This is a genomic window from Streptomyces sp. 2114.4, from assembly GCF_900187385.1.
Classification (GTDB): Bacteria; Actinomycetota; Actinomycetes; order Streptomycetales; family Streptomycetaceae; genus Streptomyces; species Streptomyces mooreae.
Map to the genome: position 1 here is coordinate 2,517,682 of NZ_FYEY01000001.1, position 26,270 is coordinate 2,543,951.

The 26,270-nt window shown below is 72.4% G+C and carries 21 protein-coding genes and 2 tRNA genes; 2 read left to right on the forward strand and 21 right to left on the reverse strand.

What is annotated here, in order from left to right; genetic code table 11:
* Nucleotides 1-156 precede the first annotated feature (156 nt).
* The 7 genes from CFW40_RS10995 to CFW40_RS11025 all read right to left on the reverse strand — a co-directional run bounded on the left by CFW40_RS10995 (nt 157) and on the right by CFW40_RS11025 (nt 12,289).
* Nucleotides 157-2,709 carry a ComEC/Rec2 family competence protein gene (locus tag CFW40_RS10995; protein ID WP_373433768.1) on the reverse strand — a complete coding sequence of 851 codons (2,553 nt, stop codon included), beginning with the start codon at nt 2,707-2,709 and terminating at the stop codon, nt 157-159.
* A 428-nt stretch (nt 2,710-3,137) separates the two neighbouring features.
* Nucleotides 3,138-3,869 (reverse strand): ComEA family DNA-binding protein, encoded by a 732-nt coding sequence (locus tag CFW40_RS11000; protein WP_256331511.1) that lies wholly within the window; start codon nt 3,867-3,869, stop codon nt 3,138-3,140.
* A 629-nt stretch (nt 3,870-4,498) separates the two neighbouring features.
* Entirely contained in the window at nt 4,499-5,344 is an 846-nt protein-coding gene (locus CFW40_RS11005) for a DegV family protein (protein ID WP_088797619.1), read from the reverse strand.
* A 243-nt stretch (nt 5,345-5,587) separates the two neighbouring features.
* Nucleotides 5,588-6,433, reverse strand: a complete 846-nt coding sequence (locus CFW40_RS11010) for a hypothetical protein (RefSeq protein WP_088797620.1) — start codon at nt 6,431-6,433, stop codon at nt 5,588-5,590.
* A gap of 249 nt (nt 6,434-6,682) precedes the next feature.
* Nucleotides 6,683-9,580, reverse strand: a complete 2,898-nt coding sequence (locus CFW40_RS11015) for a leucine--tRNA ligase (protein WP_088797621.1) — start codon at nt 9,578-9,580, stop codon at nt 6,683-6,685.
* Nucleotides 9,581-9,894: 314 nt separating this feature from the next.
* Nucleotides 9,895-11,853: a protease pro-enzyme activation domain-containing protein gene (locus CFW40_RS11020; RefSeq protein ID WP_088797622.1), complete on the reverse strand. Its 1,959-nt coding sequence runs from the start codon at nt 11,851-11,853 to the stop codon at nt 9,895-9,897.
* Nucleotides 11,854-12,216: 363 nt separating this feature from the next.
* Nucleotides 12,217-12,289 (reverse strand) — tRNA-Ala (locus tag CFW40_RS11025).
* Nucleotides 12,290-12,488: 199 nt separating this feature from the next.
* On the opposite strand from CFW40_RS11025, the gene CFW40_RS11030 reads away from it, so the two are divergent.
* A complete protein-coding gene (locus tag CFW40_RS11030) occupies nt 12,489-13,832 on the forward strand; it encodes a glycosyltransferase 87 family protein (RefSeq protein WP_088797623.1) in 1,344 nt (447 codons plus the stop codon).
* A gap of 121 nt (nt 13,833-13,953) precedes the next feature.
* Here the strand turns inward: CFW40_RS11030 and CFW40_RS11035 are convergent, their stop codons facing one another.
* From CFW40_RS11035 to CFW40_RS37050, 9 genes are all read right to left on the reverse strand, one after another.
* The gene (locus tag CFW40_RS11035) at nt 13,954-14,187 is read right to left on the reverse strand and encodes a hypothetical protein (protein WP_004571982.1); all 234 of its coding nucleotides are present in this window, start codon (nt 14,185-14,187) and stop codon (nt 13,954-13,956) included.
* A 3-nt stretch (nt 14,188-14,190) separates the two neighbouring features.
* The gene (locus CFW40_RS11040; RefSeq protein WP_088797624.1) at nt 14,191-14,439 is read right to left on the reverse strand and encodes a hypothetical protein; all 249 of its coding nucleotides are present in this window, start codon (nt 14,437-14,439) and stop codon (nt 14,191-14,193) included.
* A gap of 483 nt (nt 14,440-14,922) precedes the next feature.
* Nucleotides 14,923-14,995 (reverse strand) — tRNA-Ala (locus CFW40_RS11045).
* Between the two features lie 112 nt (nt 14,996-15,107).
* The gene (locus CFW40_RS11050) at nt 15,108-15,761 is read right to left on the reverse strand and encodes a histidine phosphatase family protein (RefSeq protein ID WP_088802045.1); all 654 of its coding nucleotides are present in this window, start codon (nt 15,759-15,761) and stop codon (nt 15,108-15,110) included.
* Nucleotides 15,758-16,192, reverse strand: coding sequence for a ribosome silencing factor (rsfS, locus tag CFW40_RS11055; RefSeq protein WP_088797625.1), 435 nt, complete (start codon nt 16,190-16,192; stop codon nt 15,758-15,760). The genes CFW40_RS11050 and rsfS overlap by 4 nt, the downstream gene beginning before the upstream one ends.
* Nucleotides 16,193-16,498: 306 nt before the next feature.
* Nucleotides 16,499-18,349 (reverse strand): LCP family protein, encoded by a 1,851-nt coding sequence (locus tag CFW40_RS11060; protein ID WP_088797626.1) that lies wholly within the window; start codon nt 18,347-18,349, stop codon nt 16,499-16,501.
* A 24-nt stretch (nt 18,350-18,373) separates the two neighbouring features.
* Nucleotides 18,374-18,985 carry a nicotinate-nucleotide adenylyltransferase gene (gene nadD / locus CFW40_RS11065; RefSeq protein WP_088797627.1) on the reverse strand — a complete coding sequence of 204 codons (612 nt, stop codon included), beginning with the start codon at nt 18,983-18,985 and terminating at the stop codon, nt 18,374-18,376.
* A gap of 51 nt (nt 18,986-19,036) precedes the next feature.
* Nucleotides 19,037-19,198 carry a hypothetical protein gene (locus CFW40_RS37045; protein ID WP_088802046.1) on the reverse strand — a complete coding sequence of 54 codons (162 nt, stop codon included), beginning with the start codon at nt 19,196-19,198 and terminating at the stop codon, nt 19,037-19,039.
* A 118-nt stretch (nt 19,199-19,316) separates the two neighbouring features.
* Complete coding sequence (locus tag CFW40_RS37050) at nt 19,317-19,466, reverse strand: hypothetical protein (RefSeq protein WP_164993054.1); 150 nt, start codon at nt 19,464-19,466, stop codon at nt 19,317-19,319.
* Nucleotides 19,467-19,619: 153 nt separating this feature from the next.
* On the opposite strand from CFW40_RS37050, the gene CFW40_RS11075 reads away from it, so the two are divergent.
* A complete protein-coding gene (locus CFW40_RS11075; protein WP_088797628.1) occupies nt 19,620-20,723 on the forward strand; it encodes a M48 family metallopeptidase in 1,104 nt (367 codons plus the stop codon).
* On the opposite strand, the gene CFW40_RS11080 is transcribed toward CFW40_RS11075, so the two are convergent.
* From CFW40_RS11080 to proB, 5 genes are all read right to left on the reverse strand, one after another.
* Entirely contained in the window at nt 20,720-21,844 is a 1,125-nt protein-coding gene (locus tag CFW40_RS11080; RefSeq protein WP_088797629.1) for a hypothetical protein, read from the reverse strand. The genes CFW40_RS11075 and CFW40_RS11080 overlap by 4 nt on opposite strands.
* Before the next feature lie 107 nt (nt 21,845-21,951).
* The gene (locus CFW40_RS11085) at nt 21,952-22,602 is read right to left on the reverse strand and encodes a hypothetical protein (protein WP_088797630.1); all 651 of its coding nucleotides are present in this window, start codon (nt 22,600-22,602) and stop codon (nt 21,952-21,954) included.
* A gap of 62 nt (nt 22,603-22,664) precedes the next feature.
* On the reverse strand, nt 22,665-23,933 hold the full coding sequence (locus tag CFW40_RS11090; RefSeq protein ID WP_088797631.1) for a glutamate-5-semialdehyde dehydrogenase: 1,269 nt from the start codon (nt 23,931-23,933) through the stop codon (nt 22,665-22,667).
* 72 nt (nt 23,934-24,005) lie between these two features.
* A complete protein-coding gene (locus tag CFW40_RS11095) occupies nt 24,006-24,500 on the reverse strand; it encodes a hypothetical protein (protein ID WP_088797632.1) in 495 nt (164 codons plus the stop codon).
* A gap of 247 nt (nt 24,501-24,747) precedes the next feature.
* Nucleotides 24,748-25,845 (reverse strand): glutamate 5-kinase, encoded by a 1,098-nt coding sequence (gene proB, locus CFW40_RS11100; protein WP_256331510.1) that lies wholly within the window; start codon nt 25,843-25,845, stop codon nt 24,748-24,750.
* Nucleotides 25,846-26,270 lie beyond the last annotated feature (425 nt).

Sequence of the window (26,270 nt, forward strand, 5' to 3'; positions counted from 1 at the left end):
CCTCGTCCTCATGCCCCGGATCCTACAGATCCGGATTCAGCAGCATTCGCGCTACGCCCGGCCTGCGCCACCTGCTCACCCCATGGCCTCGTGCACCGCCATGCCCCACCGGCCGCCGCCTGCACGGCCTTCTCCGCTGCCGCCGCCCACGTGGCTTCATTGCTGGGTTCGGGGAGGGGCAGGGCTGGGTTCGGGGAGGGGCAGGGAGGGGTCGCGGTCCGGCGCGGGCGCGGACTCCTGAGGCGTGGCGGCCCCCGGAAGGCCGTGTATTCGGGGGCGGGGCCGATAGCCACCGGATCGACGGCGGCCGGGCAGGCGGACACCGGATGGACCTCCGCGGGGCAGACGGCCGCCGGGTGGACCGCCGCCGCCTGGACGTGCCGGGGCTCTCCGGTGCGTTACCGGGCGGGACCGGGTTCTCCGGCCGGGGACCGGACCGGCCTTGCTCCGGTGGCCGTTGACCGTCGCCGACAGCCTGGCCGTGGTGCCCAGGATCGCGATGGCTCCGTCGGTGTCCGTGCGCAGCACCCGGGCGCCCTGGGCGCGCAGCGCCGCGATGGTGCGGGGCGCCGGATGGCCGTACGGATTGCCGGTACCGCAGGAGATCAGCGCCAGGCGCGGCGCCAGCCGATGCATCAGCGGCGGGTCCTGATAGGCGGAGCCGTGGTGCGCCACCTTCAGGACATCGACGCCGCCCAGCTCCGGGTGGGCCGCCAGCAGTGCGCGCTGCGCGGGTGGTTCGAGGTCACCCAACAGCAGGAGGGACAGGCCGCCCGTACGGACGAGCAGGGTGACGCTGGCGTCATTGGGGCCGTCGAGGTCGTCGGCACCGACCGGTTGGCCGGTGGGATCGTCGGGGCCGGAGGGGCCAGAGGGGCCAGAGGGGCTGGAGGGGCCGGGGGCAGCGGGGGGAGCCGGTGGCCAAAGGACCTCCCAGGTGAGGGGGCCCAGGTGGCGCCGCTCCCCGGGTGCGGCGCGGATGACCGGCACCCGTGCCGCCGCTGCCGCGGTGCGTACGAACTGCACCTGACCCGGAGGGTCTTGCAGCGTCGTGGTCTCGATCGCACCGACCGCACGGCCGCGGAGCGCCCCCGGGAGCCCGTCCACATGGTCGGCGTGGAAATGCGTCAGGACCAGGAGCGGGATACGGCGGATACCCAGGTCGGTGAGGCAGCGGTCGATGGCCCGGGGCTCGGGGCCGGTATCCACCACCAGCGCCGTACCGTCCCCGGCTGCCAGCACCAGGCCGTCGCCCTGCCCCACGTCACACACCACGGCCCGCCATCCCGGCGGCGGCCATCCGGTGAGGACGCGGGTGAACGGGGCGGGGCGGCACACCGCCAAGATCATTGCCAGCACGCACAGCACACACAGCCAGGGACGGCGCAGCACTCCGCGGACGACCGGTACCAGGGCCACCAGGGCAGCCGCCAGCACCAACCCGCCGCCCCAGCCGCCCGGCCAGTCGAACTCCGCCCCCGGCAGCGTCGCCCCCGTACGGGCGACGTCGGCGATCCATTCGGCCGGCCAGCCCGCACACCACGACAGCACCTGCGCGGCCGGCAACGCGACCGGGGCGGCGGCGAGGGCCGCGAAGCCCAGCACCGTCGCGGGTGCCACGGCCACTTCCGCCAGCAGATTGCAGGGCACCGCGACCAGGCCCACCCGGGCCGCCAGCACGGCGACCACCGGTGCACAGACCGCCTGGGCAGCCGCCGCGGCGGCGATCACCTCGGCGATCCGGGGCGGTACGCGGCGCCGTTGGAGGGCGGCACTCCAGCGTGGCGCGAGCAGCAGCAGTGCGCCGGTCGCCAGGACGGACAGCAGAAAGCCATAACTACGGGCGAGCCAAGGGTCGTAGAGGAGCAGCAGCAGCACCGCGGCGGCGAGGGCGGGGAGCAGCGAGCGACGGCGGCCGGTGCCAATGGCCAGCAGTGTGATCAGGCCGCAGGCGGCGGCCCGCAGCACGCTCGGGTCCGGGCGGCAGACCACGACGAAGGCCAGGACGAGGGCACCGCCGATGACAGCCGTGCCACGCAGCGACAGTCCCAGGCGTGGTGCCAGCCCGCGGCGCTCGGCGCGCGTCGCGAGGTGGGGCGGCCCGATCAGCAGGGCGAGCACAATCGTCAGATTGCTGCCGGAGACGGCCAGCAGATGGGTGAGGTCGGTGGCACGGAAGGCGTCGTCGAGATCCGGCGGCACACGTGAGGTGTCACCCACCACGAGGCCGGGCAGCAGGGCGCGGGCATCGGGGCGCAGCCCGTCGGTGGCCTCGCGCAGCCCGGCACGCAGGTGCCCTGCCAGCCTTTGCAAGGGGGACGGGGCACCGACCTTGACCGGTGGCGCCTCGGTGGTGACCCGGAGCACGGCGGCAACCTGGTCGGCCGGCGAGAGCGGTGGCGCGGCGCGCGCCATCACCTGGATGCGTGTCGACGGCAGCAGCCCGCGCCACGCCGACGACAGGCTCTCGCGCGCCCCGGGGCCGTGCGCTTCGTCTCCCCTTCCACGCTGCTGTACGACCACCAGCACCGGGGTGCGTACGGTGGTGACCGCACCGCCCGGTGCCGTGACCCGGACGGCATTGGCCGTGAACACCAGTACCGGGGGCGTCCGTTGGGAGCCTCGCACCTTGGGGCGGGTCAGTCGTGGATCACCACTCACCTCCAGCTCTGCCGTGAGTCCCGCGTAGCGCTCCGCCAAGGCCGGCAAGGGTCCGCGGCGCACATCCGACGCATGCAGCGCCGCGGTCGCGACCCCCGCCGCACCACACAGCAGCACCCCGGCCAGGGCCACGAACGCCCCGGCGGACCAGCCGCGGGGAGAGCGCGGCCGGAGCGGCCCCGGCCCTCGGCGGGCAGCTCCCGCCTCGGACCCGGCGGAGGGCAGCCCGGCCCGCTCCGGGGCGCCCTCCGCCCCGCGCCGGACCACAGCCATCCGCCATGCGCACAGCGCGAGCGCCACGGCCGCACCGCAGACCACCGCCGCTGCCCCGCCGGGGGCGCCCAGGCCGATCACCGCCCCCGCCCAGGCGGCCAGCGCGGGCGCGACCAGCCGCAGATCGGCCGGGCCCTCTTGATGCGGGTCCGAGGCCCCGTGCGACGACGACGCCGTGGCGTGCACGGTGGCGCGGAGACCGGTCACGGCTGAACCAGGGGGCGCAGATCGGCGAAGCGGCGGTCACCGATGCCGGTCACCTGACGGAGCTGGTCCACCGAGGTGAACCCGCCGTGCCGGGTACGGAATTCGACGATGTGCCGGGCCAGGACGGGCCCCACTCCGGGAAGCGAATCGAGCTGCTGCTCGGTCGCCGTGCTGAGGCTGACCGGTCCGGCCGGGCCGCCTCCGGCCCCTGGCGACCCGCTTCCCGGCCCGGATGCCCCCGGGCCGGCGGGCCCGGCAGCGCCCCCGCTACCCGCTGCGCCACCGGCCGCGCCGACCACGATCTGTTCGCCGTCGGTCAGCAGGCGTGCCCGGTTCAGCCCACCGGTGCTCGCTCCCCGCAGCACCCCGCCGGCGGCCCGCAGCGCATCGATCACCCGCGACCCCGGCGGCATCCGGTGAATGCCCGGGTGCCGGACCTTGCCCGTGACATCGACGACCAGTTGCCGGCCCGCGCCGCCCGACGGTCCGTGCGCCATGGCGGCGGCGGACGACGACGGCAGCGCCGGCGGGTGCGGCGCGGGTCCGGACGCCGCGGGCCGTTCGGCCGCCGGGGCCCGTACCGGTTCGGGGCGGCCGGCCCAGAAGTGCTGTACGGCCCATCCCAGTGCCAGCACGAGCACCAGCACCAGGGCGGCGAGCGTCTTCGGGTCGGCGCCGCACCGTAACTGCACCCAGAGCGGCAGCCGTTCGCGTAGGGCCGGCCACACCCGTTCGCGTCGTCGCGGCCCCGGTGGATCGCCCCCAGGAGGCGGCGGACCGTGCCCCGGAGGCGGCGGGTCACCCCCGGCCACCGCAGCCCCCTCCCCACCCGGCCCAGGCCCGGCACCCGGCCCCGCCGACCCCGCACTCGCATCCGCGCCCGCGCCCACGTCACCGAAGATTGCCGCGACCCGGTCCCGTACCCGCTCGCGCTCCGGCTCCCGCCGCTCCGACGCACCGGACGGAGCCAGCAAACCAGCGGCGGTGAACGGGGAAACGGAGGCAACGGTCACACCCGAAGAGGTCAAGCCCGAGGACGCCGAGAGCGACGGCACCGGCCCCGAAGGCCCCGGAGGCCCCGAAGGCCCCGGAAGCCCCGGAGGACCCCAAGCCCCGACCGAGAACGCCGGACGCGGCGAGGCCCAAGGGGCCGGCAAGGCCGGCGAAAGCGACGGGACGGAAGCAGATCCGGAAGCAGCTGATGAGGCCGGGGAAGCCACCCACACAGTTCGAAAGGAGTTCATACCGATCGACGCTAAGCACGTCCCGCGGATCTCGCCGAGCTGCCGCAATTCCGGTGGACGAAGGCCGAGTTGTGGACAACTCCGTCACCCACAGGAGATGCCCCCGCTCCCCCTCACCGCGACGAAACCACGACCCCCAGCAGCCCCGGACCCGTATGCGCGCCGATCACCGCGCCCACCTCGCTCACCAGGAGCTCGTTGAGTCCCGGCACCCGCTCCCGGAGCCGCTGGGCCAGCGCATCCGCGCGCTCCGCCGCGTCGAGATGGTGCACCGCGATATCGACCTGGCCCTCGCCGGCCCGCTCCGCGGCAAGCTCCTCCAGCCGTGCGATCGCCTTGGACGCCGTACGGACCTTCTCCAGCAGCTCGATCCGCCCGTCGGCCAGTTGCAGGAGCGGTTTGACGGCGAGCGCGGAGCCGAGCAGCGCCTGGGCGGCACCGATACGGCCGCCGCGGCGCAGATAGTCGAGGGTGTCGACGTAGAAGTGGGCGGAGGTGGCAGCGGCACGCTTCTCCGCGGCGGCCACCGCTTCGTCGATGTCCCCGCCCGCCTCCGCCGTCTCCGCGGCGGCGAGAGCGCAGAAGCCGAGGGCCATCGCGACCATGCCGGTGTCCACGACGTGTACGGGTACCGGCGCCTCCTTGGCCGCCAGTACCGCCGCGTCGTACGTACCGGAGATCTCCGAGGACAGATGGAGCGAGACGATGCCGCTCGCGCCGGCCGCCGCAACCTTGCGGTAGGTGTCGGCGAACATCGTGGGGGCGGGCCGGGAAGTGGTCACCGGCCGGCGCTTCTGGAGTGCCTGGGCGACGGATCTCGCGGAGATCTCGGTGCCCTCTTCCAAGGCCTGGTCCCCCAGGACGACGGTCAGCGGAACGGCCGTGATGCGGTGACGCTCGACAGCCGTCCGCGGCAGGTAGGCCGTGGAATCGGTGACGATCGCGACATGGCGGGACATGAATGGGAGGTTATCCGGGGATCCGGACGCCGCACAGTGCGGGCCCCTCCCCAAGATCTTCCAGGTTTCCCCAAGGCTCTGCCAAGAGGGCGCCGGAGCATGCCGTCCCCGTCCCCGTCCCCGTCCACGCCCTCGTCCCCGTCCGCGGACCCGGGATCCGCGCGACGCCGCTGACGCTCCGGGCTTTTTCTCCGTCTCCCCCGGGCCCCGCCCCCGCCCACCCCTCACCTCACCGAGGTCTTCTTACGGCCTCACCTGGTCGTGCCCTCCGTTGGTCGTGCCCTCCGTCCGTGGCGCCCGTGAGGGCCGCGACGTCCGTGTCCGTGGTGCCTTCTCCCACGGGTAGGACGGCTGGGTGCGCGGGTCACGGGCGGTCAGCGCCTGCGGGCCCTCGGGGACCTGCCCCGCGGGGTGGCCGCCCTCGGACGCCGAAGGCCGGCCCGTACGGACGCCGTCGTCCGGGGCCCCGTCGGCGGCACGCGCCCCTGACGCCCCGTCCACAGGCGGCTGTACGGGCTCCCGCAGTGGGTCCGCGGCGTCCTCGACCCGGGTCCAGTGGCGCAGTGCCCCCGCCTCGACATCGATCTGGTCGCTCAGCGCCGCCAGATCGTCGTCCGCGAACTTGCGGGCGCGGTCCCGGGCGGCCCAGCGCAGCGACTCCGCGGAGTGCGTGATCCGTTCCGTGCGCTCCCTGAGCTCCGGGAGGCGCGCGGCGATGGTGGCCCGGTCGGGCTCGCGTTCGAGCCGCTTGAGTTCGTCGTCAAGCTCATGGCCATGGGCGCTCAGCCGCTCGAAGAGCCCGATCGCCTCGCTCAGGGAGGCGTCGTCGGAGGAGCCGCCGCGAAGCGCCTCCTGGGTGGCGCGCATGGACATCCGCAGCGAGAGACGCAGCTGTGCGAGTTCGCCGACCACACCGGGCTGGGCGAGCTGCCGGGCGCGGAGGCTGGTGTCCTCGACGGTTCTGCGGGCCTGGGCGACCGTGCGGTCGACGCCGCGTTTGGCCGCCGTCACCGCCTTGACCGTGACGAACACGCCCGCCAGGACGAACAACACGAAGAGCAGCCCGACGATGGCGACAGCAGCTTCCATGGGCGCTCTCCAGACGTGTCGGCGGCGCCGGTTCCTCGCCCGCGCCCTTGTCCCTCCACGGTAAACGGCTCGGGCAGGTCACGGGTTCCGGACGAACCCCCAACCTGCCCGTAGGGGAAACCACCCATGGCACCGGCGCGGCAACAGCAGCGGCACCGCACACGACCTAAAGCCCCGGCCAAGGGGCGGCACCACGTGCAAGCCCCCCACCCGGGCGCCCGGAACCACTCCCGGGCGCCCGCCACCGGCCTACGCCGGGACGATGTTCACCAGCTTCGGCGCCCGGACGATGACCTTCCGGATGCCCGCGCCGTTCAGCGCCGCGACCACGGCGGGCTCGGCCAGTGCCGTGGCCTCCAGGTCCGCGTCGGAGATCGACGGGGAGACCTCCAGACGGGCCTTGACCTTGCCCTTGATCTGCACGACGCAGGTGACGGTCTCGTCGACGACATACGCCGGGTCGGCCACCGGGAAGTCCGCGTGCACCACGGTGTCGGTGTGGCCCAGCTTGCGCCACAGCTCCTCGGCGATGTGCGGGGCCAGCGGGGCGATCAACAGCACCAGCCGCTCCGCGACCGTGCGCGGAACGGGGCCGCCCGTCTTGGTCAGGTGGTTGTTCAGCTCGGTCACCTTGGCGATGGCGGTGTTGAAGCGCAGGTTCGCCAGGTCCTGGCCGACACCGTCGATCGCCTTGTGCAGGGCCCGCAGGGTGGCCTCGTCCGGCTCGGTGTCGACGACGGTGACCTCGCCGGTCGCCTCGTCGACGACGTTGCGCCACAGGCGCTGCAGCAGGCGGTACTGGCCGACGACGGCCCGGGTGTCCCACGGCCGCGACACGTCCAGCGGGCCCATCGCCATCTCGTACAGGCGCAGGGTGTCCGCGCCGTACTCCGCGCAGATCTCGTCGGGAGTGACGGCGTTCTTCAGGGACTTGCCCATCTTGCCCAGGACGCGGCTGACCTTCTCGCCCTGGTAGTAGTAGCCGCCGTCGCGCTCCTCGACCTCGGCGGCCGGGACGGCGATGCCGCGGCTGTCCCGGTAGACGAAGGCCTGGATCATGCCCTGGTTGTACAGCTTGTGGAACGGCTCGGAGGACGAGACATGTCCCAGGTCGTGCAGCACCTTGGACCAGAAGCGGGCGTACAGCAGGTGCAGCACGGCGTGCTCCGCGCCGCCGACGTACAGGTCGACGCCGCCGGCCGGCTGACCCTCGCGCGGGCCCATCCAGTACTGCTCGATGTCCGGGGCGACCAGCGCTTCGGTGTTGCGGGGGTCCAGGTAGCGCATCTCGTACCAGCACGAACCCGCCCAGTTGGGCATGGTGTTGGTCTCGCGGCGGTAGCGCTTGATGCCGTTGCCGTCGCCCAGGTCCAGGTCGACATGGACCCAGTCCTCGTTACGGGACAGCGGGGTCTCCGGCTGGGTGTCGGCGTCGTCCGGGTCGAAGGTGCGCGGGGAGTAGTCCTCGACCTCGGGCAGCTCCAGCGGCAGCATCGACGCGGGCAGCGCGTGTGCCACGCCGTCCTCGTCGTAGACGATCGGGAACGGCTCGCCCCAGTAGCGCTGTCGGCTGAACAGCCAGTCGCGCAGCCGGAAGTTGACGGTGCCCTCGCCGATGCCCTCGGCGGCCAGCCAGTCGGTGATCTTCGCCTTGGCCGCCGTCACGCCCAGGCCGTCCAGCGAGATCGTTGCGCCCGACGAGTTGACGATCTTGGCATCGTACGAGGCGAAGGCGTCGTCCCAGGTGGACGGGTCGGTGCCACGGTCGTCCGACGGCTCGACCACGCAGCGCATCGGCAGCTCGAAGGCACGGGCGAAAGCGAAGTCACGGCTGTCGTGCGCGGGCACGGCCATGATCGCGCCGGTGCCGTAGCCCATCAGGACGTAGTCGGCGATGAAGACCGGGACCTGCGCGCCGCTGACCGGGTTGGTCGCGAAGGCGCCGGTGAAGACGCCGGTCTTGTCCTTGGCCTCGGCCTGCCGCTCGACGTCCGACTTGGAGGCGGCCTGCTTGCGGTAGGCGGCGACGGCGTCGGCCGGAGTGGCGTGCCCGCCGGTCCAGACGTCGTGGGTGCCCTCGGGCCAGGCGTCCGGGACGATCGATCCGGTGCCGGTGCCGTTATCGGAGCCGGCGACCAGCGGGTGCTCGGGCGCCAGCACCATGTACGTCGCGCCGAACAGGGTGTCCTGGCGGGTGGTGAAGACGGTGATCTTGTCGTCGCCCACCGGGAAGTCGACCCGGGCGCCCTCGGAGCGGCCGATCCAGTTGCGCTGCTGCAGCTTGATGGCCTCCGGCCAGTCCAGCGCGTCCAGGTCGTTCAGCAGCCGGTCGGCGTAGGCGGTGATGCGCATGTTCCACTGGCGCAGCTTGGCCTTGAAGACCGGGTAGTTGCCGCGCTCGGAGCGGCCGTCCGCGGTGACCTCCTCGTTGGCCAGTACGGTGCCCAGGCCGGGGCACCAGTTGACCGGCGCGTCGGAGGCGTACGCCAGGCGGTACTCGCCCAGGATGTTGGCGCGCTCGATGGGGCTCAGGGCGCTCCAGTCCCGGCCGTCCGGGGTCGGGCGGGTGCCGGCCTCGAACTGCGCGACCAGGGTGTCGATCGGGCGGGCCGCGTCCGCCTCCGGGTCGTACCAGGAGTTGAAGATCTGCAGGAAGATCCACTGGGTCCACTTGTAGTACGCCGGGTCGATCGTCTCGACCGAGCGGCGCTGGTCGTGGCCCAGGCCCAGGCGGCGCAGCTGGCGCCGCATGTTCACGATGTTGGCCTCGGTGGAGACCCGCGGGTGGGTGCCGGTCTGCACCGCGTACTGCTCGGCGGGCAGGCCGAAGGCGTCGAAGCCCAGGGTGTGCAGGACGTTGTGACCCGTCATGCGCTGGTGGCGGGCGTATACGTCGGTGGCGATGAAGCCCAGCGGGTGGCCGACGTGCAGGCCCGCACCCGACGGGTACGGGAACATGTCCATGATGAACTTCTTGGGGCGGGCCGCCACCGCGGCGTCGCCGGCCAGTTCCCCAGCGGGGTTCGGGGCCTCGTAGGTCCCGTCCGTCTCCCAGAAGTCCTGCCAGCGGGCCTCGATGTCGGCGGCCAGCGCTGCCGTATAGCGGTGCGGTGCTGCCACCTCGGCAGCAGTGGTCGTCTCGCTCATCGTCCTCAAAGCTCCATCGATCGTCTCTGCCTGCGGAAACGCGCCACAATCCCGGCACGCCGGAAACAAAAAGACCCCTCGCACAGGAGGGGACGCCGCGCCGATTCCGACGGGTTCTGTCATCCGTCGGTACTGATCAGCGCGGCCCGCTAAGCAGAAGGCGTACGGCACGCATGGCGTCAGGGTACCGCAGGGCGTACGAGGCCCGCGCTGAGGATTCCCCCAACGCGGGCCCCGCCCCCGTGACGCCTCACTCCCGCCGCCGTCCCACCGGGGTCACGGACGGCGCGGGCCGGCGGTGCCGCGCGCCCGTGTCAGGGGCGGTAGGAGCTCACGTATCCGGCGCCCGGCGAGCCCACGCCGGTGACGTCGTCGTAGCCGACGCCCGCGTGCAGCGAGCTGTCCTTGCCCAGGCTGCGCAGCGAGGTCGTGGTGCCCTTGCTGCTGTCGACGCCGTTGACGTAGTCGACGCGGACGACGGCCAGGTCACGGCCGGCACCCAGCGGGTGGTCGGTGACGTCGTGGTACGCGGCGGTGCCGTAGCGCTGGTAGATGGCGGGGTTGGCGAAGCCGATGGCGACGCCGTGCCGGGCCTGCTGGGCCAGCGCCTGGACGCCGGCGATCACCGGCGCGGCCAGCGAGGTGCCGCCGATGCGGTACTCGTCATAGCCGAGCTTTCCGTCCGGCAGGGTCTGGGTCTGGCCGACCAGGAAGCCGGTGTTGGGGTCGGCGACCGCGGCGATGTCCGGGACGGTGCGCATCGCGCCGCCGCCGTTCGCCTTCGCGAGCCCGTCCGGGACGACTCCGCGCTGGTAGAAGGGCTGCGCCACGCTCTTGCTGGTGCCGCCGCCGGCGCCGCCGTTGAAGGTGCCGGGGAAGCCGGTCCAGTCGTTGCCGTCCTTGGACAGCAGCGCCTTCTGGGTGCCCCAGCCGGTCTCCCACTGGTACGCGTCGTACTTGCCGACGGCCAGGGAGGTACCGCCGACCGCGGTCACCCAGGGGGAGTTCGCCGGGCTGTCGACCTGCTTGGTGCCGGTCTTGGCGACCTCGTCACCGTCGTCGCCGGAGGAGAAGTAGAAGCCGATGCCCTGCACCGCGCCCTGCTGGAAGAGCTGGTCGTAGGCGGCCGCCGAATCCGGGGTCTCGTTCGCCTCCAGGTCGCCCCAGGAGTTGGAGACCATGTCGGCGAGGTGCCCGTCGACGACCTTGCCGAGCGAGTCGATCAGGTCGTCGTCCATGCAGGAGGCGCCGCCGACGTAGACGATGCCGGCATCGGGAGCGACCGCGTGGACGGCCTCGACGTCAAGGGTCTCCTCGCCGTACCAGCCGGCCGCGCCGCAGCCCTCGATGTGCGTGTAGTCCTTGGGCAGCACCTGGGAGAGCTGGCCGCGGCGGTAGCGGGGGTCGCCGTTACGGGCGGCGTACGTGTCCGCGTCCTGGGCGATGGTCGGCGAGGCGTAGGCGTCGGTGATCGCGACGGTGACGTTCTTGCCGGTCCACTTCTTCGCCCCGTAGGCGGCGCGCAGCTGCTTGCCGGTGTAGCCCTTGATCGCGTACGGGGCCTTGTTCCCGTAAGCGGACGGCAGCTTCTTGTCCGTCCTGGAGCCGTAGTACGAGGAGAACGGGCCGGAGTTGCGGAAGACGCCCTCCGGCGGCGGCAGTTCGCTGGAGTGGTGCTTGGCCATCCGCGGTGCGTTGTCCAGGCCGGTGACCGTCAGCACCGCGTCGGCCAGCGCGGCGGGCGCGGACGCGGTGGTCGACGGGGCGTGGTAAATATGGCCGCTCTTGCGGTAATTGTGCAGGTCGGTGGCGAAGGCGCGCTCGGCGGCGGCCGCATCGCCCTTGACCGTCACATACCGGTTGGTGGTGCCGGTGACCGTCAGGCCGGACTTCTTCAGCCAGTCGGTCACCTTGGCTATCTGCTCGTGCGTGGCACCGAAGCGGGCCCGCACCTGGCCGGGGCTCAGGTACTTCCCGTACGCGGCGGAGTGCGGGTCGGACACGGCCCTGGCGTAGTCCGCGAGCCCCTTGGCGTCACGGCCCGCCAGGTAGACGCGGGCGGTGACGCCCGCAGAAGCGGAGGTGTCGCCCCGGTCGGCCTGCCGGGTGGCCCACAGGGGCTTGGTGCCCTGCAGTGCGTGCCGTCCGCCGTCGTGGCCCGCGGCGTCGGCGGCGGGTGCGCCGAGCGCGAGCGCGCCGGCGACCAGCGGCAGCGTCGCTGCCCAGGCCAGACCGGCGCGGGCGCGCGGTGATCTGGTGCGGCTGGATCTCATGTAACCCCCTGCTGTGGCGATGCGGTGCGCTGCGGGTACCGCGCTGCGCCGGTACGCAGGTGCGCGGCACCGCACAAGCGGTGAATGCGTGGGATGTGACGTTCACGCGATGCGCCACTCTTTCGGTGAACCGTTCATGTCAGGGGCATGCGATCACCAAGAAGAGACCAAGGAATGGCAAGGAATGACCACGAATGAACAGAGAGCGAACATTCAACTCGCCATAACGAACGGCCCCCTGACCAGATATCAGGGCAACCCAGGAGGAACCGCCGCCGAGACCCGGACGGCCGGGACACCCGCCCCGCAGGGCACACACGACGGAGCGGGCCGTCCGCATCGGACGACCCGCTCCGTTCTCTGTGGAGCTAAGGAGAATTGAACTCCTGACCTCCTGCATGCCATGCAGGCGCTCTACCAACTGAGCTATAGCCCCGTATTCTGTTTCCCGCCCCGGTTCCCCGCTGCGGCATCGCCTACATTACACGGACCTCCCCGCCTTCTGCCAAATCGTTCTGCCCGGGCCCCTCGGCCGTTGCGCCCGGGGTCCCCGGCCGTTGCACCCGGGCCCCTCGGCGCGCCGCGCGGTACTGTCGGCACGCCGTGCCCGATTCGTCCTGGGGGAGCCGTACGCCGTGACCGCGCTGGAGCTGGAAGCGCCCGCCGACCCCCGTGGCACCCGCTCCGGCCCGGGCGTCCTCCGCCGGCACCCCACCCGCGCGGCGGCCCTCACCTGCCTGGTCTCGTTCACGGTCTTCTGGACCGTGCAGCGCCTCGCCCATGTGACGATGCTCGACCTCATGGTCTACCGCGCCGAGGGCTTCACGGTCCGCAACGGCGGGTCCCTCTACGACATGGTGGCCACCTCGGCACACCTGCCCAACACCTACCCGCCCTTCGCGGCGCTGCTGTTCACCCCGCTCACCCTCCTCGGCGTCCCCGCGATGCGCACCCTCGCCACGGCCGGCAACCTCGTGCTGCTCCTCGCCGTCGTCCACCTCTCGCTGCGGCTGGCCGGCCGGCCCCGGCACCTCCCCCAGCCGGCCGCGACGCTCGCGGTCTCGGCGCTGCTGGTGTGGTGCGAGCCGGTGTGGACGACGCTGCGCTACGGCCAGATCAACCTGCTGCTCACCGCGCTCGTGCTGTGGGACCTGACCCGCAAGGACACCCACCGCCTCGCGGGTGTCGGCATCGGGATCGCGGCCGGCCTCAAGCTCACCCCGGCACTGTTCGCCGTGCTCCTCGCACTGGCCGGCGCCGTCCGTGCCGGGCAGCTGCTCCGCTCCGGCGCGGGGGTGCGCGCCGTCCGCCACCCCTGGCTGCGGCAGGCCGCCGTGGCCACCGCCACCTTCCTGGCCACCGCCCTCCTCTCCGCGCTCGCGCTGCCGCGCGACGCGCACCGCTTCTGGACCGAGATCGTCTTCGCCGCCGACCGGGTCGGTGAGGTGGAGATCACCGCGAACCAGTCCCTGCGCGGCGCTCTCGCCCGGCTGCTGCACACCCACGATCCGGGCCCCGCCTGGCTCGTGGCCGCCGGTCTGACCGCGGCCCTCGGCCTGGCGCCGGCGGCCGCGTCGCTGCTGCGCGGGCAGCGCGCCTGGGCCGTCGTCACCTGCGCGGCGACCGCGCTCCTGGTCAGCCCGATCTCCTGGTCCCACCACTGGGTGTGGTGCGTACCGATGGTGATCCTGCTCGGCTCCGAGGCACTGCACCGGACCGGCGCTGCCGCCCGCCGCTGGTGGGCGGCGGCCACCGCACTGGGCCTGCTGTTCTGCTCGTTCGCGCTGTGGTGGGTGCCGCACCGCTGGCACCGCCACGAGGAACTGCACCAGAACGGCGTCCAGATGCTGCTCTCCGACGTCTATCCGCTCGCCGGTCTTGCGCTGCTGGCGCTGGCCGGGGCCCGGCTGTGGCGGCGCGGCCGGCGGCCGGGCAGGGGCAGCGGCCACCGCACTGCGGCCGCCGGCCGTGAGGTGTGAACCGGGCGCCCGCGCGGCTAAATGACGTGGCGGCCGTCGCGCCCCCGTCCCAACGCCGCCCGCAAAACCGGCAGTTCCGCGGTGTCCCGGCTGCCGCCGGCTTCGCCTGAGCGGGCCCCGCTCAGGCCGTCGCGAACGAGTAGAAGCGCTTGAGGGTGCAGTGCTCGTCCAGCAGCCGTCCGTAGATCGGCTCCCCGTCGAGCTCCCGGTAGGTCTCGATGGGGTCGCCTTTTATGACGAGGGCGCGGGCGCATTCCTCGCACCAGTACTGGTAGTCGGCGTTGACCGGTTCCATGTCGCGGACGATCGGCGTACCGCTGCCGCACCAGTCACATTTCCTGCTGTGGGCGCCCATCCATCAGCTCCAACTGCGGCCGCAGGCCGTACAAACGAAGGAAATGCCCCCGTCGTCACCCAGCACCTGCGCCACATGGGAGGCGCCGCACGAGGAGCACTGCGGAGCGGAACCGTCATCGCCGCCGGCTGCGGGGGGACGGGCATCTACGGGACAGGTGAAGCGGAGCGCATACTCCGGCAGCCAGTCATGGCCCTGCGCCCCGGCCACGTCGAGCAGGTCGTTGACCTCCTCGAGGATGCTCGTGGGCATCGCGATCTCTCCTCCCCTGCCGGCGCCGTCCGATTCTGCCACGGACCACGGACCGGGTCAGGTCCGCCTTCTCGCCATCCCCGCGAGCCCGCCCCTCCGCCGCGTACTCCTTGCCTACGGTTCCCAACGCGGCGGCAAGAGGGGGGCGGTGGGCGCACCCGAGGCCCGCACCGATGCCATGTGGGCGAGCCGGCAGGGGAATCGCTGATCGGGCGGCTGTCACGGACCGGTGCAAAGGTCGCGCGCCTGTGGGAGACCGGGGACGCCTCGCCAGCGGGGAACACCCCATGAAGGTGAGCCGGCACGCCTCGGCCGGTGAGATACGGCTGGTCTCGCCGTCCTTGGCGGTGGGCGGCGTCCCGGAACCCGGAGAGATCCCCCGCCATGCAGAGAACCGGCACCACGCCGAGGACCCGCAGAACGCGGAGATGCCGCAGAACGCGGAGATCCCGCCTCCAGACGGAGGCGGGATCTTCCGGGCTGTGGAGCTAAGGAGAATTGAACTCCTGACCTCCTGCATGCCATGCAGGCGCTCTACCAACTGAGCTATAGCCCCGGGTCTTGTTCCGCTCCCCCGGGTTTCCCCCGGCGGCGCCGCGAACAAGAAGAACTTTAGCCTGCGACCTGCCCAGATGTGAAATCCGGTCTGCCGGGGGCGCCCGGCGGGCTCAGTCGTCGTCGCCGAGCACGGGCTCCGGCAGGGTGCCGGCGTTGTGCTCCAGCAGGCGCCAGCCGCGCGCGCCCTCGCCCAGCACCGACCAGCAGCAGTTCGACAGACCGCCCAGGCCCTCCCAGTGGTGGGCCTCCAGGCCGAGCAGCCGCCCGATGGTGGTGCGGATGGTGCCGCCGTGGCTGACGACGACCAGGGTGCCGTCGTCGGGCAGCTTGTCGGCGTGGCCGAGCACGACCGGGGCGGCCCGGTCGGCGACCTCGGTCTCCAGTTCGCCGCCACCGCGCCGCACCGGCTCACCGCGCTTCCACGCGGTGTACTGCTCGCGGTACCGCGCAAGGATCTCGTCGTGCGTCAGCCCCTGCCAGGAGCCCGCGTAGGTCTCCCGCAGGGCCGCGTCGTGCGTGACCTCGAGGCGGGTGAGCGCGGCCAGCTCCCTCGCGGTGATCGCGGCCCGCTGCAGGTCGGAGGCGATGATGACGTCCGGCCGCAGGGCGGCGAGGAGGCGGGCGGCGCGGCGCGCCTGGCCGCGGCCCTCCTCGGTCAGCTCGATGTCCGTCGACCCCTGGAAGCGGCGCTCCAGGTTCCAGGCCGTCTGGCCGTGGCGCCACAGGACGATGCGGCGGCCCCGGCCGCCCTTGGTGCCGTTCAGAGCAGTTCTCCGTCCTGCTCGCCCGCCGTGGCCTCGGCATGCTCGGCGGCCTTGCCTCGGGTGGCCTTGGCCTCCTCGGGGAGGTCGATCTCGGGGCAGTCCTTCCACAGGCGCTCGAGCGCGTAGAAGACGCGCTCCTCGCTGTGCTGGACGTGCACCACGATGTCGACGTAGTCGAGCAGGACCCAGCGGGCCTCGCGGTCGCCCTCACGGCGGACCGGCTTGGCGCCGAGGTCCTTGTTGAGCCGTTCCTCGATCTCGTCGACGATCGACTTGACCTGGCGGTCGCTGGGTGCCGAAGCCAGCAGGAAGGCGTCGGTGATCGAGAGGACGTCGCTGACGTCGTACGCGATGATGTCGTGCGCGAGCTTGTCGGCCGCGGCCTGCGCGGCGGCGTTGATGAGCTCGAGGGAACGGTCCGTGGCGGTCACAAGCGGCTTTCCGGGTCGAGGGCAGCCTCTCCGGCCGGGCAGGGGCAGCTGGCTCACTGCTGAGCCGCGGCGCGTGCCGCAGTCCCCGTGGACGACCGGATCGGCGGTCAAGTACCCCTCAAGGGTCTCACGGACCACCGACACTCCCGACTGGGTTTTCGAACCGGTCGGTCCGTTCCGGTGTCCGGGCTGGTCAGCACGGGGGCCGGGCAGGGTGGGCGCAGCGGCTGGGCAGGGGCGGCACAGCGGGGAGCGGCCGCCCGGTGCCCGCCGGCCTCCACCGGCGGGCACCGGGCGGTGGCCCCGTCAGCCCTTGTAGTCCTGCCCGAGCACCACCGTGATGTCGGCGTTCGAGGCGCCCTTTCCCTGCCTGACCACGCCCGCCGGCAGGCCCAGGGTCTTGGCGACCTCAGCGGCCTTGGACTTCTGGGCGGCGTCCGCGTAGGTGATCCGGGACGTGGCGGCCGGGCCCGCGGTGCCCGCGTCGACGAAGCTGTAGCCGCCGTTGAGCAGCGCGACCTGCGCCTTGTTGGTGGCGCCCCGGGAGCCGGTGGCGTTGCGCACGGCGACCCGGGCGGTCGCGTCGGGGGCGGTCTTCTTGACCGTGCCGCCGAGCACGTCCTTGACCACACCCGCCGCCGCGGCCTGGCTGAGGGTGCCGTTCGCCTGCACGGGCAGCAGCGTCGTGCGGTACGCGCCGGTCTTCGCCAGCTCCGCCCGCTGCGCCAGCGAGCTGCCCAGCTGGCCCTCGGTGAGCGGCGGGTCGAGCACCTGCAGCAGCGACTTCACGGTGGCCGTGGCGCCGTCGGCATCGCTGGAGACCTTCTTCAAGGTCGCCTGCATGACCTGGCCGAACCGCTGCAGCTGCCGGGTCTGGGGCTCGCCCGGCGCCTGGTAGGTGGCGTAGGCCACGGCGGCCTGGCCGTTGAGGTCCTGGGCGCTGCCCTGCTTGACGGCCGGGGAGTCGCCCTTCTTGGCGCCGGGCACGGTGGCGTCGGTGTCCAGCGTGATCCCGCCGACCGTCTCGACGAGGTTCTCCAGATAGGGCGTGTCCAGCCGCCAGCTGGCCTTGAGGTCGGCGCCCAGGAGGCTGTTGAGGGAGTCCCGGGTCGGTTCGGTGCCGTCGTCCTTGACGGACTTGCCGAGCGTCGTGGAGCTGCCGTCGTCCTTGGGAACGACGAGGCTGTTGGGCAGGAGGACGGTGGTGCCCTTGTGGGTGGTCGTGTTGTCCACCAGCAGCGCCGTCGAGCTGTTCCCGGACTTGGTGTCCCGCAGATGGACGACGAGGACGTCGCGCTTCTGCCCGCCGGCCGCGGCCGCCTGGCCGGTGCCGGGACCGGCCAGGCCGGGCAGTTTGCCCGCCCACCACAGATAGCCGACGCCGCCGGCGACCAGCAAGGCCAGCACGACGGACAGCGCGACGATGCGGCTGCGGCCGCGCCGTTTGGCCTCCTCGCGCCGCTCGGTGCGGCTCTCGGTGAACTTCAGCCAGTCGATGACGTCTTCGGAGTCCTCGTCCGGCTCCTCGATGAAGGAGAACTGCTCGGTGCGGTACTCCGGGTCCTCGCCCGGGGAACCGGGCGCACCGCCGGGGGTGCCCGTCCCGTCACCGTCGTCCGCCGGGCCGCGGCGCTCCGGCTGCCGCGGCGGCTGGTCCTGGCGCTGCGGAGCCGGCTCGTCGTAGCGGGGCCCGTCCGCGTAGGAGGTCTGCTCGTACGGGGGCTGCTGGGCCTGCTGGGCCTGCTGGGCCTGCTGGGCCTGCTGGGGAATCCACTCCTGCTGGTGCGGCTGCTGCTGAGGCGGCTGCTGGGGCCGGCCGTACGGGTCGTACTGCTGCGGATAGCCGGTCCGGTCCTGCACTTGCGGACGGCCGTACGCGTCGTAGCCGTACTCCGCCTGCCCCTGGTATCCCTGCTGCCCCTGTGGGGCCTGGCCGCTCTGGTGACCGCCGTAGGGGTCATAGCCCTCATAGGCGGAGGGGGCGGGCTGCTGCCCGTAGGCGTCGTAGTGCTGCTCGTACGACGACTGCGCGGCGTCGCGGTACACCGGCTGCCCGTAGGCGTCGTAGGTGTAGCTCGTATGCCCCTGCTGCTCCTGGCCATAGGGGTCGTGGGCATACGGGTCCTGCGGCCCGTACGGATCCTGTCGGTCGCTCACCGGTGCCCCTTTCCGTCAGCCCCGTCAGCGGTCGTTGCGGTACAGCTGTTTTTTGTCGATGTAGCGCACCACACCGTCCGGCACCAGGTACCAGACCGGATCCCCCTGGGCGACGCGCGCCCGGCAGTCGGTCGAGGAGATGGCCAGCGCCGGCACCTCGACCAGCGACACCGCTCCCGCGGGCAGCCCGGGGTCCGCGAGGACATGGCCGGGCCTGGTCACCCCGATGAAGTGGGCGAGCGAAACCAGCTCCGCGGCATCGTGCCAGGTCAGGATCTGGCTGAGCGCATCGGCGCCGGTGATGAAGAACAGATCCGCGTCACGGTGCTCCGTCCGCAGGTCACGCAGCGTGTCTATGGTGTACGTCTTGCCGCCGCGGTCGATGTCGATGCGGCTGACGGAGAACTGCGGATTCGACGCGGTCGCGATGACCGTCATCAGATACCGGTCCTCGGCCGGGGACACCGTCTTGTGGCTCTTCTGCCACGGCTGTCCCGTCGGCACGAAGATGACCTCGTCGAGGTGGAACTGGCTGGCCACCTCGCTGGCGGCGACCAGGTGTCCGTGATGGATGGGGTCGAACGTGCCGCCCATCACTCCGAGTCGCCGCTTCACGGGCCCTGTGTGCTCTCCCATGCGTGCAGACCCTACTGGGCTGTGCGCGATGCCGGAGGCCGGGTGCCGGGCTCAGCGGTCCCGGTTGAAGCGGGTGGTGATCCAGAGCAGGAGGAGCAGGACAAACAGGGCGCCGCCGCCGGTTACGAACGGGCTGAGGCTGGCGTGACCGCCCTCGTGTCCGGGCTCGGCGGCGAAGGAAACCAGGGAATGTGCGGTGGTGTGCAGGCTCATCGTCAGCAGGACCAATCCGGGCTGGGGTCGGGCAGAGACTTCCACCACATCGTAAGCGCCGCCTCACCGCGGGCTCACGGCGACTCCGCCCGGAGGCGTCCGGGCCGCACGCGTCAGGTCAGTCCTGGCCGTAGCCGCGCAGCAGGAACCAGGCGAGCAGGCCGGCGCCCACGAAGCCGACGACGATCACGGTGCGCAGGATCCACCCGGGCCCCCCGTCCCTGGCGGTCTCCTGGGCTGCGGCGAGCAGCACGCTCGGATACGGCATGACGGTGCGCTCCCTCGGGTACGGCCCGTGCGGTCATCTGTAGGGGCCTGTGCGGTCATTGGTGCGATCGCCAGCGTACGCCCGAGCATCCATTCTCCTGTCGGCGGCGTCCTCTAGTCTGAAACACACGCAGTCGAACAGGGGGAGGCCCCAATGACGGAGAGCCCAGGCGGCAGCGCGAACGTTCCGAGCCGGGACCGGCGGCGATTCCCCGGAATCTCCTCGCGGTCGTACGAGCACCCGGCGGACCGTTCGGCGCTGGTGGCGCTGCGCAAGCTGAGCGGGTTCGACACCGTCTTCAAGACGCTCAGCGGCCTGTTGCCGGAGCGCAGCCTGCGGCTGCTGTTCCTGTCGGACTCGGTACGGGTGGGCGAGCAGCAGTTCGCGCACCTCAACGACATGCTGCGCGACGCCTGCTACATCCTGGACCTGGAGAAGGTCCCGCCGATGTACGTCAATCAGGACCCGCAGCCCAATGCCATGTGCATCGGTCTGGACGAGCCGATCATCGTGGTGACGACCGGTCTGGTCGAGCTGCTGGACGAGGAGGAGATGCGGGCGGTCATCGGCCACGAGGTCGGTCACGCACTGTCCGGGCACGCCGTCTACCGCACGATTCTGCTGTTCCTGACGAACCTGGCCCTGAAGGTCGCCTGGATCCCGCTCGGCAATGTCGCGATCATGGCGATCGTGACGGCACTGCGCGAGTGGTTCCGCAAGTCGGAACTCTCCGCCGACCGTGCCGGACTGCTGGTCGGCCAGGACCTGCAGGCCTCGATGCGCGGACTGATGAAGCTGGCGGGCGGCAATCATCTGCACGAGATGAACGTCGATGCCTTCCTGAAGCAGGCGGACGAGTACGAGGCCGGCGGCGATCTGCGCGACTCCGTGCTGAAGATCCTCAACCTGCTGCCGCGCAGCCACCCGTTCACGACCGTACGGGCGGCCGAGCTGAAGAAGTGGGCGGCCAGCCGCGACTACCAGCGGATCATGGACGGCCACTACCCGCGCCGGGACGAGGACAAGGACACCTCGGTCTCCGACTCGTTCCGGGACTCCGCGGCCCACTACGCCGACTCGGTGCGCAACAGCAAGGACCCGCTGATGGGCCTGGTGCGCGATATCGCGGGCGGTGCGGGCGATCTGGGCGGCAAGCTGCGCGACACGGTTTTCCGTGGCGGCACGCGCTCCGACGGCCCGGGCAGCGGCAACGGCAACAACGGCTCCGGCGGGAGCGACCGCCCGGAGGCCTCCTAACGCAGCGGATGGCTCGGCTTCGGCTGGGCGGAGGGCGCCAGCTCACCGCAGAGCGAGGGGTTGGCGCGGTCCCTGGCGTAGGGGTCGGTGCCCCGGGGACGGTCCTGGCCGGCGTGCTGTCCCGCGAACAGCGGGCGCAGCGCGTCGGCGGGCCGCGAGGAGCAGGCCAGCGGCCCGGCCTGCAGGCTGCTCTGCACGACCTCCAGGCGGTGGTCGTTGAGGTTCTCCCGGCTCAGCCGGAAGTGCACCTCACGCCGGACGGTGACCAGCGAGGCGGCGCCCGGGGTGGGCTTGCCGATGCCCTGGCCCGGGGCGTTGGCCGGGGCACCGGGGGCGGGCCGGACGGCGTAGACGAAGGTGTAGTCGGCGGTGACGTCGAGCGCGTCCGGGCTCAACTCCGACGCGACCAGCGTGCCGTTGACCCGTACGTTCCGGTCGGCGAGCCGGGTCTGCCGGGGGTCGAAGCGGATCAGCCACCCGGTCGCCGCGTCGTGGCCGTTGTCGTCGGGGCGCGCCAGGCTGCGGTCGAACTGGTCGAGTTGGCCGGTGTCGAGCAGCAGCCGCACCGGCCGTACGGACCCGCCGGTGAGGGTGTCCGGGTCCAGGGAGGACCGGACGAGGTAGTCCTTCGCGACGGTCAGGGCGGCGACGATCTGGCCGTCGGAGAAGTGCTCGGTGCGGGTGACGGCGGGCAGATTGACGCCCGCTGCGCCGATCCGGTAGTTGGCCGCGGGGCTGTGGGCGAAGAGGTCCCCCGGTGTCGCCCCGGGTACCTTCCCGGCCGGCGCGAGCGGCACCACCGCGGACCGCAGCGGCTGCGCCCGGACCGTCTCCGGGGTTTTGTACGGGTGGCGTACGCCCATGTAGACGGCGGTGCCGAAGGCGAGGACGATCAGCAGCACCAGCAGGACGGCCTGCCGTGAGCCGCCCAGCCGCATCCAGGCGTGCCGGGTCTTGACGGCCGGCGAATGGTGCTCGCCCAGCCGCTCGTCCGCGGAGAATTCCTGCAGTCGCGCAGCACGGACAAACGATTCGTCGAAGACGACGGATCGGTATTCGTCCTCACCGCCTCCCGGGGCGCCGTTGGGCGTCCCTTCGGGAGGGTCCCCAGGCCCGGTCATACAACAAGAGTAGGTCTGCCGGGGCGAAGGTAAACGCCGGGGCGGCGGGCAACTTCGTAACGGGATTCCGTTTCGGAAACGCGTTTTGCGGGCACGGCGTCACGACGTCAGTGCGGCTTGGGCGCCGCCGGGAACGACGGGCGCAGGGGCTCGGCCGACGGCAGGCCGGGGCGCGCCGTGCGGACGCTGTCCAGGACACCCGTGGCGGGGGCGTCCACACCGCTGGACGTGGGCGCCGGTGCGGGGCTCTGGGTCCGTCCCGAGGAGCCGCGGTAGACCGCGCTGAAGGCCAGCGCGACCAGCCCGATGCCCATCACCACGGCCAGCACCCAGGCGACCGGCCGGTGCCAGCGGGTGCTGCTGCGGTAGGGGCGCAGGGCGCCGCCGTAGGGGCCGTACGGGCCGTAGGGCGGGTAGTCGCCGAACTCGGCGTCGTCGTACTCGGCGTAGTCGGTGTACCCGTCGAAGTCGTCGCTCCCCCGGATGCCTCGCCGGCTGCGCAGGCCGGTCTCGTCCGGGTCGTCGCCCTCGGGGCCGAAGCCGGGCCCGGAGCGGGCCGCCTCGGCCTCCGCGCGCGCCTCGGCGGCGGCCAGCATCCGCTCGACCGCCGAGGGTTCGTGAATCTGCGCGGACCGGACGAATTCCTCGTCGAAGACCACGGAGGCGAATTCTTCGTCCGCTTTTCCGTGGCTCCCGTGGTGGTGCTCGTCGGGCTCTTCACCGTCCGGGAACGGCTTGCCCCCCACGTCGTCCGGCACCCGTCCAGGTTAGCCCCGGGCGCTCATTTTGGGCAGGGAGAACGGGGAATCCGGGGGACGCTTCAGCGGGTGTGGCCGTCTCCGGTGAGGATGTACTTGGTGGAGGTCAGCTCGGGCAGTCCCATCGGGCCGCGGGCGTGCAGCTTCTGCGTCGAGATGCCGATCTCCGCGCCGAAGCCGAACTCGCCGCCGTCGGTGAAACGGGTCGAGGCGTTGACCGCGACGGTGGTGGAATCCACCAACTGGGTGAAGCGGCGGGCGGCGGCCTGCGACGTGGTGACGATCGCCTCGGTGTGACCGGAGGTCCAGCGCCGGATGTGGGCCACCGCGGCGTCCAGGTCGGGCACCACGGCGGCCGCGATGTCGTACGAGAGGTACTCCGTCGCCCAGTCCTCGTCGGTGGCGGGGGCGACCAGTCCGGGGCCCGCCTGCTGCCAGGCGGCGTCGCCGTGCACGATCACGCCGGCCTGGGTCAGCGCCTCCAGGGCGCGCGGCAGGAACTTCTCGGCGATCCCGGCGTGCACCAGCACCGTCTCGGCGGCGTTGCAGACGCTGGGCCGCTGGGCCTTGGAATTGACCAGGATGTCGAGGGCCATGTCGAGGTCGGCGGCCTCGTCGACATAGACGTGGCAGTTGCCGGTGCCGGTCTCGATCACCGGGACCGTGGACTCCTCGACGACCGTGCGGATCAGGGAGGCGCCGCCGCGCGGGATCAGCACATCGACCAGGCCCCGGGCGCGCATCAGCTCGCGCACCGACTCGCGGCTCTCGCCGGGCACCAGCTGCACCGCGTCGGCGGGCAGCCCGGTGCTCAGGACGGCGTCGCGCAGCACGTCCACCAGGGCGCTGTTGGAGGCGTACGCGGAGGACGAGCCGCGCAGCAGCACCGCGTTCCCGGACTTCAGACACAGGGCGGCGGCGTCCACCGTCACATTGGGCCGGGCCTCGTAGATGATGCCGATCACCCCGAGCGGGACCCGGACCTGCCGCAGGTCCAGGCCGTTGGGCAGGGTCGAGCCGCGCACCACCTCGCCCACCGGGTCGGGCAGCGCCACGACCTGGCGGACGTCCGCGGCGATGGCCGCGATCCGCTCGGGGGTGAGGGTGAGCCGGTCCACGATCGACTCGGCGGTGCCGGCCGCCCGGGCCTTGGCGATGTCCTCGGCATTGGCGGCGACGATCGCGTCGGTCCGCTCCACCAGGGCGTCGGCGATGGCGAGCAGCGCCGCGTCACGGGCCGTACGCGGCTGCGGCGCCAGGACGGCGGCGGCCTCCCGCGCGCGGCGGGCGGTCTCGAGGACGGGCGAGGAGTGCGATGCGCTGCTGGTCATGGCCGCAGCCTAACGGGGCGGCGGGCCGCGGCCACGCCGTATCTCACAGCGCGGGACGCGGACGACCGAGGGTCAGAAGGGGTGGACGCCGACCGGGGAGGCCGGGGGCGGACCGTAACCCTCCGCTACGCGCTGATGGTAGGTATCACGGTCGATGACCTCCAGGCCGACGATCTCCCACGGCGGCAGCTTGGCCGTCGAGCGGTGCTCGCCCCACAGCCGCAGCGCGACCGCCGCGGCGTCGTGCAGGTCCCGCGCCTCCTCCCAGTAGCGGATCTCGGCGTGGTCGTTGGCGTAGCGGCTGGTCAGCAGGAAGGGATGGTCGTGGGCGAGCTGTTCCAGTGCCCGCCGGACCTCCTTCAGCGGGGCCTCGGCGCCCGAGACGCTGAGCGTGATGTGCCACAGCCGGGACGTCTCGCGCTGCGCGGCGTCCGGTCCGCGTTGTGCCGCCCCGTCCCGCTGTGCACCGCGCTCATCCGGCCGGCCGGTGTCCTCGCCGGTTCCGACGCTGGTCAGCGTGCGCTCCGCCGTCCCTCGGGGCAGCGCCCCTGGGCGCCCTCGTCTCACCGGCGGCCTCCTGTGATGCGAATCGCTCCGCCCTCGGGGGTGCGGAGCCTCGTACGTCGGCGGGTGCGCTCGCGCGCTGCGGGCGCCGCTCCCCTACGGCGTCCCCGCAACAAAGTTGACCAGCCCGCGGCCCGTCGCGGGGGCGTTTTCCCCAAGGTCTCCACGGAAAGGCCGGTCTCCGCACCGCGTGGTGGGCGGGGTTCACGGAGCGTGACGCCCCTCGGCCGGAGGGCGCCGGAACGCGGCCTCAGGGGTGCAGCAGCACCAGATCGTCGCGGTGCACGATCTCCCGCTCGTAGGCGGGGCCCAGCTCACGGGCGAGATCGCGGGTCGAACGCCCCATCAAACGGGGGATTTCCCGGGCATCGAAATTGACGAGCCCCCGGGCGACCGCGCGGCCCTCGGCGTCCCGCAGCTCGACCGGGTCGCCGGCGGAGAACTCGCCGTCCACGGAGGCGATGCCGGCCGGCAGCAGCGAGGAGCGCCGGTCGACGACGGCCCGTACGGCGCCGTCGTCCAGGACGAGGGCGCCGCGCGGCGTGGAGGCGTGCGCGAGCCACAGCAGCCGGTCGGCGGAGCGGCGGCCGGTGCGCAGGAAGTGGGTGCCGGTCGAGCCGCCGGCCAGGGCGTCCGCGGCGTGCACGGCCGAGGTCAGGACGACCGGGATGCCGGCCGCGGCCGCGATCCGGGCCGCCTCGACCTTGGTGACCATGCCGCCGGTGCCGACCCCGGCCTTGCCCGCGCTGCCGATGGAGACGCCCTCCAGGTCCGCGGGGCCGCCGACCTCCGCTATCCGGGAGGTCCCGGGGGCGGACGGGTCGCCGTCGTAGAGGCCGTCCACGTCCGAGAGCAGGATCAGCAGGTCGGCGCGGACGAGATGGGCGACCAGGGCCGCCAGCCGGTCGTTGTCGCCGAACCGGATCTCGTCGGTGGCGACGGTGTCGTTCTCGTTGACGATCGGCACGGCGCCCATGGCCAGCAGCTGGTCGAGGGTCCGGTAGGCGTTGCGGTAGTGAGCCCGGCGGCTGGTGTCGTCGGAGGTCAGCAGGACCTGGCCGACCCGGCGGCCGTAGCGGGCGAAGGACGCGGTGTAGCGGGCGACCAGCAGGCCCTGGCCGACGCTGGCGGCGGCCTGCTGCCGGGCCAGGTCACGGGGCCGCCGCTCCAGCCCCAGGGGCGCCAGCCCGGCCGCGATGGCTCCGGAGGAGACCAGCACGATCTCCTTGTCCCGGTGCTTGGCCAGCACGTCCACCAGCGCGTCCACACGGTCCGCGTCCAGTCCCCCGGCGGCCGTGGTCAGCGAGGACGAGCCGACCTTCACCACGATCCGGCGAGCGTCCTTCACGTCCTGCCTTGCGCCTGCCACCTGCATACCCCTGTGCTCGCCGATCTCACCGCCGTACGGGGGATTACCGCCCGACCCGCACCACGGCCCTACGGGCGCAATCTACGGCAGAGCGGACCCCGGGCGCTTCGTGATATCGCCTGGCGGACGCCCTGCGGGAGGGGAGGGGCGGGACCCGGCGCCCGGCGAAGGGCGCAGAATAGGGGCCGAAATGCCGGGCCTTGCTTCCGTGCCTTTCCCCGCCCGCACGGTTTTCCTTAAGAGGGAAGCCGAGGCCAGCAGGTTGCGTTCGATTGGTCCGCTTTCGCGGTGATGAGAGCCACAGCAGATTGTCACCAAGGCCAACAAGGTCATACGGTCGGGTGTCCATCGGTCCCGTTTCGCCGCTCCGGCGGCGTCGCAGCGCGGGACCCGGCCGCCCCCCT

Excerpts from the sequence above, each read along its gene's own strand:
- CFW40_RS11005 (WP_088797619.1), bottom strand. The coding sequence starts at position 5,344 with ATGTCCCGCCATGTCGCGATCGTCACCGATTCCACGGCCTACCTGCCG.
- CFW40_RS11010 (WP_088797620.1), bottom strand. The coding sequence starts at position 6,433 with ATGGAAGCTGCTGTCGCCATCGTCGGGCTGCTCTTCGTGTTGTTCGTC.
- CFW40_RS11015 (WP_088797621.1), bottom strand. The coding sequence starts at position 9,580 with ATGAGCGAGACGACCACTGCTGCCGAGGTGGCAGCACCGCACCGCTAT.
- CFW40_RS11020 (WP_088797622.1), bottom strand. The coding sequence starts at position 11,853 with ATGAGATCCAGCCGCACCAGATCACCGCGCGCCCGCGCCGGTCTGGCC.
- CFW40_RS11035 (WP_004571982.1), bottom strand. The coding sequence starts at position 14,187 with ATGGGCGCCCACAGCAGGAAATGTGACTGGTGCGGCAGCGGTACGCCG.
- CFW40_RS11040 (WP_088797624.1), bottom strand. The coding sequence starts at position 14,439 with ATGCCCACGAGCATCCTCGAGGAGGTCAACGACCTGCTCGACGTGGCC.
- nadD (WP_088797627.1), bottom strand. The coding sequence starts at position 18,985 with ATGGGAGAGCACACAGGGCCCGTGAAGCGGCGACTCGGAGTGATGGGC.
- CFW40_RS37045 (WP_088802046.1), bottom strand. The coding sequence starts at position 19,198 with ATGAGCCTGCACACCACCGCACATTCCCTGGTTTCCTTCGCCGCCGAG.
- CFW40_RS37050 (WP_164993054.1), bottom strand. The coding sequence starts at position 19,466 with ATGCCGTATCCGAGCGTGCTGCTCGCCGCAGCCCAGGAGACCGCCAGG.
- CFW40_RS11075 (WP_088797628.1), top strand. The coding sequence starts at position 19,620 with ATGACGGAGAGCCCAGGCGGCAGCGCGAACGTTCCGAGCCGGGACCGG.
- CFW40_RS11080 (WP_088797629.1), bottom strand. The coding sequence starts at position 21,844 with ATGACCGGGCCTGGGGACCCTCCCGAAGGGACGCCCAACGGCGCCCCG.
- CFW40_RS11090 (WP_088797631.1), bottom strand. The coding sequence starts at position 23,933 with ATGACCAGCAGCGCATCGCACTCCTCGCCCGTCCTCGAGACCGCCCGC.